The organism is Kitasatospora sp. NPDC056800 (assembly GCF_042789775.1).
In the GTDB taxonomy this organism is placed as follows: domain Bacteria; phylum Actinomycetota; class Actinomycetes; order Streptomycetales; family Streptomycetaceae; genus Kitasatospora.
In genome coordinates, this window is record NZ_JBHUAL010000295.1 from 1 (window position 1) to 8,346 (window position 8,346).

The 8,346-nt window shown below is 76.1% G+C and carries 7 protein-coding genes and 1 pseudogene; 4 read left to right on the top strand and 4 right to left on the bottom strand.

Going from position 1 to position 8,346, the window contains the following annotated elements:
- On the bottom strand, positions 1–1,841 hold a 1,841-nt coding region (locus tag ACFRQN_RS38395), incomplete at its 3' end, for a DEAD/DEAH box helicase (protein WP_380745227.1).
- Positions 1,842–2,534: 693 nt separating this feature from the next.
- Between ACFRQN_RS38395 and ACFRQN_RS38400 the strand changes: the two genes are divergently transcribed.
- On the top strand, positions 2,535–3,263 hold the full coding sequence (locus tag ACFRQN_RS38400) for a ferritin-like fold-containing protein (protein ID WP_049660234.1): 729 nt from the start codon (positions 2,535–2,537) through the stop codon (positions 3,261–3,263).
- Between the two features lie 24 nt (positions 3,264–3,287).
- Here ACFRQN_RS38400 and ACFRQN_RS38405 read toward each other — a convergent pair whose 3' ends face one another.
- The 3 genes from ACFRQN_RS38405 to ACFRQN_RS38415 all read right to left on the bottom strand — a co-directional run bounded on the left by ACFRQN_RS38405 (position 3,288) and on the right by ACFRQN_RS38415 (position 4,807).
- Positions 3,288–3,614, bottom strand: coding sequence for a hypothetical protein (locus tag ACFRQN_RS38405; protein ID WP_074001381.1), 327 nt, complete (start codon positions 3,612–3,614; stop codon positions 3,288–3,290).
- 171 nt (positions 3,615–3,785) lie between these two features.
- Positions 3,786–4,013, bottom strand: a complete 228-nt coding sequence (locus ACFRQN_RS38410) for a DUF3107 domain-containing protein (RefSeq protein ID WP_049660675.1) — start codon at positions 4,011–4,013, stop codon at positions 3,786–3,788.
- A 131-nt stretch (positions 4,014–4,144) separates the two neighbouring features.
- Complete coding sequence (locus ACFRQN_RS38415) at positions 4,145–4,807, bottom strand: TetR/AcrR family transcriptional regulator (protein WP_049660673.1); 663 nt, start codon at positions 4,805–4,807, stop codon at positions 4,145–4,147.
- A 221-nt stretch (positions 4,808–5,028) separates the two neighbouring features.
- Between ACFRQN_RS38415 and ACFRQN_RS38420 the strand changes: the two genes are divergently transcribed.
- From ACFRQN_RS38420 to ACFRQN_RS38430, 3 genes and pseudogenes are all read left to right on the top strand, one after another.
- Complete coding sequence (locus tag ACFRQN_RS38420; protein WP_117489448.1) at positions 5,029–5,931, top strand: alpha/beta fold hydrolase; 903 nt, start codon at positions 5,029–5,031, stop codon at positions 5,929–5,931.
- 537 nt (positions 5,932–6,468) lie between these two features.
- Positions 6,469–8,079 carry a DUF3492 domain-containing protein gene (locus ACFRQN_RS38425; protein ID WP_380745229.1) on the top strand — a complete coding sequence of 537 codons (1,611 nt, stop codon included), beginning with the start codon at positions 6,469–6,471 and terminating at the stop codon, positions 8,077–8,079.
- Positions 8,079–8,346: pseudogene (locus tag ACFRQN_RS38430) on the top strand (hypothetical protein); the annotation flags it as partial. The gene ACFRQN_RS38425 and the pseudogene ACFRQN_RS38430, both read left to right, overlap by 1 nt.

The window sequence follows — 8,346 nt, forward strand, 5'->3', positions numbered from 1 at the left end:
CGGGTGGCCTTCTTCACCGGGGCCGGAGCCTCGGTGGCCTCGGCGGCCGGGGCGGCGGCCTCGACGGCCTCCGCCTTCGGCTTGCGGGCCCGGGTGGCCTTCTTGGCCGGGGCCGGAGCCTCGACGACCGCCTCGGCGACCGGAGCCGCCTCGACGACCGGGGCGGCGGTCTCGACGGCCTCCGCCTTCGGCTTGCGGGTCCGGGTGCGGGTGGCCTTCTTCGCCGGGGCCGGAGCCTCCGCGATCGCCTCGACGGCGGCCTCGACGACCGCCACGGCCTCGGCCACGACGGCCTCGGCGACCGGAGTCGCCTCGACCGCCTCGACCGCCACGACGGCCTCGGCAGCGGCGGCACCGCCGCGCGAGCGGCGGCGGCGACGGCGCGGCGCGGCCTCGCCCTCGGCGCCCTCGACGGCCGGAGCCGCCGCGGCGGCCTCGGTCACGCCGGCAGCGGCCTCGCCCTCGGTGCCGACCGCCGCGCCCCGACGGGTGCGGCGGCGCTCACGGTTGCGGCGCGGCTTCTGCTCCTCGGCCTCGGCCGCGCCGGAGCCCGGACGGTCGGAGCCGGAGCCGGCGCCCGGACGGTCCGAGCCGCCCTGGCCGCCGCGCCCACCGCGACCGCCGCGGGGCGCGCGGGCACCGCGTCCACCGGTCTCGCCGAGGTCCTCGACCTCCTCCGCGTTCAACCCGGCGCGGGTGCGCTCCGAGCGCGGCAGGATGCCCTTGGTGCCCGGCGCGATCTTCAGCAGCTCGTACAGGTGCGCCGAGGTGGAGTAGGTCTCCTCCGGGTCGTTGAACGACAGGTCCAGCGCCTTGTTGATGAGCTGCCAGCGCGGGATGTCGTCCCAGTCGACCAGGGTGACGGCGGTGCCGGAGGCGCCGGCCCGGCCGGTGCGGCCGATCCGGTGGAGGTAGGTCTTCTCGTCCTCGGGGCACTGGTAGTTGATGACGTGGGTGACGCCCTCGACGTCGATGCCGCGGGCCGCGACGTCGGTGCAGACCAGCACGTCGACCTTGCCGTTGCGGAAGGCCCGCAGGGCCTGCTCGCGGGCGCCCTGGCCGAGGTCGCCGTGGACCGCGCCGGCCGCGAAGCCGCGCTGGGTCAGCTGGTCGGAGACGTCGGCGGCGGTGCGCTTGGTGCGGCAGAAGATCATCGCCAGCCCGCGGCCGTCGGCCTGCAGGATGCGCGAGACCATCTCGACCTTGTCCAGCGAGTGCGCACGGAAGATGTGCTGCTCGATGTTGGCGACGGTCGCGCCGGTGTCGTCCGGGGCGGCGGCCCGGATGTGGGTCGGCTGGCTCATGTACCGGCGGGCGAGGCTGATGACCTGGCCCGGCATGGTGGCCGAGAACAGCAGGGTCTGCCGCTTGGCCGGCAGCATGGTGATGATCTTCTCGACGTCGGGCAGGAAGCCCAGGTCGAGCATCTCGTCGGCCTCGTCCAGGACCAGCGCGCGGACCTTCGACAGGTTCAGCTTCTTCTGCCCGGCGAGGTCCAGCAGACGGCCCGGGGTGCCGACGACGATGTCGACGCCCTTGTTGAGCGCCTCGACCTGCGGCTCGTACGCCCGGCCGCCGTAGACCGCGAGCACGCGGACGTTGCGGACCTTGCCGGCGGTCTGGAGGTCGTTGGTGACCTGGGTGCAGAGCTCGCGCGTCGGGACGACGATCAGCGCCTGCGGGAAGTCGGAGAGCTGCTCCTCGGTCGCCCGGCCCGCGTCCACGTCGGCGCGCACGATGGCCCGCTCGATCAGCGGGAGGCCGAAGCCGAGGGTCTTGCCGGTGCCGGTCTTGGCCTGGCCGATGACGTCGTGGCCGGTCAGCGCGACCGGGAGGGTCATCTCCTGGATGGGGAAGGGGTGGACGATGCCGACGGACTCGAGTGCCTCGGCGGTCTCCGGGAGGATCCCCAGGTCCCGGAAGGTCGTCTTGATGGGTTCAGCGGTGGTGGACAGGGTGCTGCCTCTTCCGTTTTCGAAAGGGCCGAGAGCGAGCGGCGGGCGGGCAGCCGCGCGGCTGTCTACGGGCCTGGACGGCCCTGGTACAGCTGCGCGGACGCACAACCGCGCCGGTCCCTGCGGCCGGCCGGTGCGCGCTGCCCGGTGCGGGGCGCGTCGCCGGCGGCGTCGGGGAGGATTCCCGTGAGGGACCTGCGCGGGACCTCCGCCTCGGGGCGTGGTCTCGGCGGCCCTCGCTCGGCCACTGATGCGGTGCCAAGGCTTGAGGTCCAAGCCATGGTCGGAGCCGATCGGCTCTCCGACCGGGCATCCGCGTACGTGAGTACCCGTGCCACCGGTGCGGACACGTCCGGTTGGACGGTGCCGCTACGGAGGGTTCGCGCGGGGTACCGAGACGGCGGTGACACCATGCGAACACGACGGGCTCCGTACCACCATACAGTCAGGCGACGACTCGAACACGTGACGCGTCTGACATTGCCCCCGGCAACTGCCACCGGAGCGGCCGGTCCGGGCGGTCACCCGGGCGTGCCTGGTGGTGGGGCGGACAGGCGGGCGGGACTAAAGTTGCGGGTCATGGAGACCCATGGTGAGACGCAGGACGCGGCGGCCGGCTCGATCGGGGACTGGGCCGCGTGCTCGGCCGACCCCGGCTACCGGGCGGCGGTGCTCGACCTGCTCGGCGCGCTCGCGTACGGCGAGCTGAGCGCCTTCGAGCGGCTCGCCGAGGACGCCAAGCTGGCGCCCGACCTCGCCGACAAGGCGGCGTTGGCCCGGATGGCCTCCGCCGAGTTCCAGCACTACCAGCGGCTGCACGACCGGCTCGCCGAGGTCGGCGCCGACCCGCAGGAGGCGATGCGGCCGTTCGTCGAGCCGCTGGAGCTGTTCCACCGGATGACGGCGCCCTCGGACTGGCTGGAGGGCCTGGTCAAGGCCTACGTCGGCGACGCCATCGCGACCGACTTCTACCGCGAGGTGGCCGTCCGGCTGGACGACGACACCCGCGACCTGGTGCTGAGCGTCATGTCCGACACCGGCCACGCCCAGTTCGCCGTCGACAAGGTCCGCCAGGCGATCGAGGCCGACCCGCGGGCCGGCGGCCGGCTCGCCCTGTGGGGCCGGCGGCTGATGGGCGAGGCGCTCAGCCAGGCCCAGCGGGTGGTCGCCGAGCGCGACGCGCTGTCCAACCTGCTGGTCGGCGGCGTCCAGGTGCAGGGCTTCGACCTGGTCGAGGTCGGCAAGATGTTCAACCGGATCACCGAGGCGCACACCAAGCGGATGGCCGCCCTCGGCCTGGCCTCCTAGCGGCCCGCGACCTACCGGGGGTTCTCAGGCCGCCCGGTGCCGCCGCGCCGCGCGGTGGGTGCCGGGCCGGTGCGGGTGGTGCCGGTGGGCCGGGGCGCGCCCCGCGGCGAGGTCCGGCCGGGCCAGCAGCGAGGTGAGCACGCCCGAGGCCACCGCCGCGGCCGCGACGGACACCGCGGGCTGGCGGCCGTCCACGCTGAAGTGCGCGACCACCCCGCCGACCAGCGCCGCCGCCAGCGCGGTGCCCAGGACCAGGGCCCGGGCGGCCCGGAAGTACGCCGGCCGGGCCAGCAGGGCCGTGCCGCCCGTGACCAGGCCGACGAGGGCGAAGACGATCGACTCGACCAGCAAGGCTGCCTCCCGGGGGGACGGGCGTGCGGCACCGGCGCCGCACCCTCGCCGTACCCCGCCCCACCCGCTCGTACACGCGACGCAGCCCCACGGGCCACAGCGCCCCCGGACACGACGGTGCCCCGCTCCCTCGCGGGAACGGGGCACCGGACGATGCTGTGCTGCGGCACCTCAGGCGGTGCCGAAACCGACCTTGCGGGCGGCCGACTCGCCGATCTCCACGTACGCCAGGCGCTCGGCCGGGACGATGATGCGACGGCCGTGCTCGTCGGACAGCGCGAAGATCTTCTCCGAGCCCTCCAGCGCCTTCGCGACCGCGCTCTGGACCTCATCGGCAGTCTGCGAGCTCTCGATCACGATCTCGCGGGGCGCGTTCTGCACGCCGATCTTGACCTCCACGGCTTCCGTCCCTCCGGGGTTGCAGCCTCCACGCACGGGCACCGGACCGCCTGGGACAAGCGTTCGCGGCGACCGTGCCGTACGGCTTCACCATAGAGCACCGGATCCCCGGCCCGGCGAAGGTCGGCGGATCAGCCCTGGTGGGCGGTGCCCTCGCCGGACTGCTCGCCCGGGTGCATCGGGAAGCCCTTCAGACCGCGCCAGGACAGGCTGGCGACCAGCCGGACCGCCTCGTCGCGGGGGATCGCCAGGCCCTGCGACAGCCAGTACCGGGCGGTGATCTGGGCCAGGCCGCAGACCCCGGCGGCGAGCAGCTTGGACTCCGCCTCCGGCAGGTCGGTGTCCTCCTGGATCACCTTGCTGACGAGCGTCGCGCTCGCCTCGGAGGCCCGCTCGACCCGCTCGCGCACGGCCGGCTCGTTGGTCAGGTCCGACTCGAAGACCAGCCGGAAGGCGCCGGACTCGCTGGAGACGTAGTTGAAGTACGCCTCCATGGTGTTGGCCACCCGCTGCTTGTTGTCGGTGGTCGCCGACAGCGCCTCGCGGGTCGACTCGACCAGGGCGTCGCAGTGCTTGTCCAGCAGCGCCAGGTACAGCTCCAGCTTCCCGGGGAAGTGCTGGTAGAGCACCGGCTTGCTCACCCCGGCGCGGTCGGCGATGTCGTCCATGGCGGCCGCGTGGTAGCCCTGCGCGACGAACACCTCCTGGGCGGCACCGAGCAGTTGTTCACGGCGGGCGCTTCGCGGCAGGCGGGCACCGCGCGGGCGCTCCTGCGCCTCCTGGATGGCCGTCACGGCGCTCCTCACTTCGGGGTCTGTTCGCGGCTGGCAAGATGGCCGATTCTACTTTTCGGTAACCGCGTCCGCGTTCGGCGAAGGCGAGAAAAGACGATCGGCCTGGTTGTCAGGAGCCCACAATACGGCGCTGACCTCGGCCTCGGCAGTGGTGGAACGGAGGCGGCCGGCGGCCGGACCACCCCGGGGTTCCCGGGGCGGGCTCACTACCATCGTCCACCATGAGCAGCGCTGAGCAGCAGGTACGTACGGTCGAGGTCCCCGGCGCGGTGCTCGCGGTGCACCGTCCCGCCGTCGACGGCGCCGCCGACGGGCGCGAGCCCGGGCTCTTCGTGCACGGCCTCGGCGGCTCGGCCGCCAACTGGGAGGCCCTGATGGACCGGCTCGGCGGGCAGGTCGACGGCGAGGCCGTGGACCTGCCCGGCTTCGGCCGCTCCCACCCGCCCACCGACGGCAACCTCACCGTCTCCGGCCACGTCCGCGCGGTGATCGGCTACCTGGAGGCCTCCGGCCGCGGCCCGGTCCACCTGTTCGGCAACTCGCTGGGCGGCGCGGTCGCCGTCCGGCTGGCGGCGCTGCGCCCGGACCTGGTGCGCAGCCTCACCCTGGTCTCCCCGGCTCTGCCCGAGCTGCCCCCGCAGCACTCCGCCTGGCCGACCGCCCTGCTCGCGGTGCCCGGGGTGCCCGCGGTGCTGCGCCGGCTGTCCGCGGGCGGGCGCGACGCCGAGGCGGCCACCGAGGACCTGCTGCGGCTGGTCTACGGCGACCCGGGCAGTCTGAGCCCGGCGGCCCGGGCCGAGGCGGTGGCCGAGTACCGGCGCCGGCTGGAGGTGCCGCACGCGATGCAGGCGCTGGTCGGCTCGGCCCGCGGCATCGTCTCGGCGTACACCGAGCGCGGCGACCAGGCGCTGTGGCGGCAGGCCGAGCGGGTCGAGGCGCCGGTGCTGCTGGTGTACGGGCTGCGCGACAAGCTGGTCTCCTACCGCTCGGCCCGCCGCGCCTGCGCGGCCTTCCCGGACGCCCGGCTGCTGGTGCTGCCGGAGTCCGGGCACGTGGCGATGATGGAGCACCCCGACGAGGTCGCCCGCGCGGTGCGGGAGCTGATCGCGCACACCGCCGGCTGAGCGCGGACCACGGCCCGGGCGCACACGGCGGGCCGGGCGCGGACCAGGGGCTGAGCACGTGCCGTGGCGGGCCGACCGCGCGCCCGGGCGGGGCCGCGCGGGCGGCCGCGCATACCGCCCGGTAACGCCCTGGTCCCGGTCGAGGTCACGTCGGTTCACTCGATCAGGTGGCAGGCAGGCATGTGACCGATGGATCGGCCCGGGCCGGTCCTACCTTTCTGCTGTCGGACCGAACAGGTGTGGGGGAGTCGCGACCGCCGGAGGAACCGGAGGGCGGTCGCGGCCGAGGTCCCGGCGGGTCGGGCCCGACCGCCGGAGCGGGTGCCCGGGGGAACGGAACGCGGCGCGTCCGCGACCGGGCCGCCGGCGGGCCGCCCGGAGGCACCGCGGCGCCGGCCCCGGCCGACCGGACTCCCCGGCCCCGACCGTCCCCGCCGCCGTACGGGGGCACCCCGGGCCACTGCCCGGGCCGCCCGGGCACCCGTCGGTCCGTCCGTGGTCCCGCCCAGCGAACCCGCTCTGCCCCGGAGGTCTCCCGTGCGCGTTGCCCTGCTCACCGAGGGTGCCCGTCCGCATCCCCGCCGTGGTACCGGAGGCTGGTGCGACCGGCTCGCCGAGGGCCTGCCGGAGCACGGGTTCGAGCGGTACCTGCTCACCGGCCCGGAACAGCCGGGCACGGCGGAGCGGCTGTCGCCCGCCTGGCGCGGCGCGTACGAGCTGGCGCTGTGGGGGCGCCGGCCGGGCGGCCGGGCACCGCGCGCGCCGCGCAGACGCCGGTACGCCGGGGCGTACGAACAGCTGGTGCGGGCCCTGGTGCTGCCCGGGGAGAGAGCGGGCTTCGGGCCGGGGCTGTACCGGCTCGCCGCGCTCGCCCGGGAGGACGGCACGCTGCCCGCCTTCCTGGCCTCCGCGCACGCCCGCCGGCTGCTGGAGCGGACCTGGCGGCTGCCCGGCGCGGACACCTCGGCCGGGCAGCCGCTGGTCTGCGACGTGCTGGTCGCGGCGGACCTGCTGGAACAGTGCCTGCGCCCGCTGTCCGCGCCCTGGTACGGCACCGGCCCCGGCGGCCTCGGCGCGGTCGACCTGTGCCACGTGGTCGGCGGCGGCCCGGCCGCGCTGCCCGCCCTGGTGGCCCGGCACCTGCACGGGGTGCCGTTCGTGGTCACCGAGCACGGACTGCACCTGCGCGAGCAGTACCTCGGCTACCGCGAGGCGCCGTACCGGTGGCCGGTCCGCGCCCTGCTGCTGTCCTTCTTCCGGGCGCTCACCGAGGAGACGTACCGGCGGGCCGCGATACTCACCCCGGGCAGCGCCCACGACCAGCAGTGGCAGCGCCGCTGCGGGGCCGATCCGGCGCGCACCCGGGTGGTGTACGAGGGCACCCCGGCGGTGGACCGCCCGGCCGCCGGGCCGGAACCCGCGGCGCCGACCCTGGTGTGGGCGGGCGCGCTGGAGCCGGGCCGGGACCCGGAGCTGGCGCTGCACGCCTTCGCCCGGGTCCGCGCCGACCTGCCCGGCGCCCGGCTGGTGGTGTACGGCGAGGGGGCGGCGCCCGGCTACCGGGCGCACTGCGCGGCGGTGGCCGAGCGGCTGGGAGTGGCCCCGGCGGTGGAGTTCGCCGGACGGCCCCGCTCGCTGGCCGGGGCCTGGGAGTCGGGCACGGTGGCGGTCTTCTCGGGACTCTCCCAGCGCAGCCCCCGGCTGCTCGCCGACGCGCTGCTCAGCGGCCGGGCGGTGGTCTCCACCGACGTCGGGGTGGCCCGCGAGGTGGTCGGGCCGACCGGGCTGCTGGTGCCCGCCCGCGATCCGCGCGCCCTGGCCGGCGCCTGCCTGGCACTGCTGCGCGACGAGGAGCGGCGGGGCCGACTCGGTCTGGCCGGGCGGCTGCGGGCGCAGGAACGCTTCGCCGTGGAGCCGGTGATCGGCGCCTTCCGGGAGATCTACCTGGAGCTGGTCTCGCAGTACCCGGCCTTCCCCGGCGGCGGGGGCGGCGGCGAGGGCGTCCCGGCGCCGCGCCCCTTCGCCCGCCCCGCCGAGTACTGGCTGGCCGACGGCCCGCACGGCGGCACCCCGCCGGACGGCGGCGCCCGGGACGCGGACACGGCGGCCGAGGGCGTGCGGCCGGCCGAACTCGCGGAGGCCCGCTGATGTCCGGCGGCCCCCTGCCCGGCGGCAGCGCGGACCCGGTGCGCGAGGTGATGGCGGAGCACCGGGAGCTGTGCGAGCGCGCCGTCGACCCGCTGGAGATCGCCGCCGGGCTGGAGGAGGCCGGGCTCGGCCAGGACGCCGCCGCCCGCTGCCGGCACGCCGACCTGTTCTCGCTGGCCGAGGAGCTGTACGCCCGGGTGCCGCGCCGCCCGCCGCCGCCCGGGCCCGCGCAGCCGCGGTCGGGCGGGGCCGCGGCCCGGGCCGCGC